General features: G+C 37.0%; 1 protein-coding gene. It reads left to right on the forward strand.

What is annotated here, in order from left to right; translation table 11 throughout:
- The first annotated feature begins 39 nt into the window (after positions 1-39).
- The gene (locus COL05_RS19795) at positions 40-894 is read left to right on the forward strand and encodes a CvfB family protein (protein WP_098669844.1); all 855 of its coding nucleotides are present in this window, start codon (positions 40-42) and stop codon (positions 892-894) included.
- Positions 895-921 lie beyond the last annotated feature (27 nt).

A 921-nucleotide genomic window follows, 5' to 3' on the forward strand; every position in this document is an offset into this window, starting at 1 on the left:
AAAGTTTCACTTTATATATAGAGAAGGGAATTAAAAAATATGTACTTACAAATAGGATCGATTGAACAGGTAACTGTTTTACGTGAAACGGAAATCGGATATATGGTTGGGAATGAAGAAGAAGAGATTTTCCTACATAAAAACGAAGTAGCTGGAGAAATTGAAGAAGGTGATACGATTAATGTATTCTTATACCTTGATCACCAAAATCGTATTTCAGCAACAATGAAAGAGCCAATTATTACAACGTATGATTGGAACTGGGTAAAGGTTGTAGAAGTTATTCCTAGTTTAGGTGTGTTTGTTGATATTGGTGTATCAAAAGATATACTAATCCCGGCTGATGAGTTCCCGATTTATATGCCAGTATGGCCAGAAGTTGGAGACGAATTATATTGTACGTTAAAATTAACGAATCGTGATCGCCTTATCGCTCTTCCGGCAAGAGACAGTGATATGCAAGAAATTATCGTAGATGCGACGCCATCTATGCGTAATAAAAACGTAAATGGACGTGTGTATCGTTCACTTCAAGTTGGTTCATTCATCTTAACAGATGAGCATTTCCGTGCTTTCTTACACCATACGGAAAGAAAAGAACAAGTCCGTATTGGTCAGCGCGTAACAGGACGTATTATTGATGTGAAAGATGACGGTACAATTAACATTTCACTTCTTCCTCGTAAAGAAGAAGGAATGGAAGATGATGCTGCAGTAATTTATGCATATATGGAAGAACGAGGCGGAGCAATGCCGTTTTGGGATAAGAGTTACCCAGAAGACATTAAAGAACGTTTCAATATGAGTAAAGCTGCCTTTAAGCGTGCGCTTGGTAAGTTGATGAAAGAAGAAAAGGTTTACCAAGAAGAAGGTTGGACGTACTTTAAGAAGTAAAGGAAATAAAAAGCACCACCATATATT

It is taken from the genome of Bacillus sp. AFS059628 (genome assembly GCF_002571225.1).
GTDB lineage: Bacteria > Bacillota > Bacilli > Bacillales > Bacillaceae_G > Bacillus_A.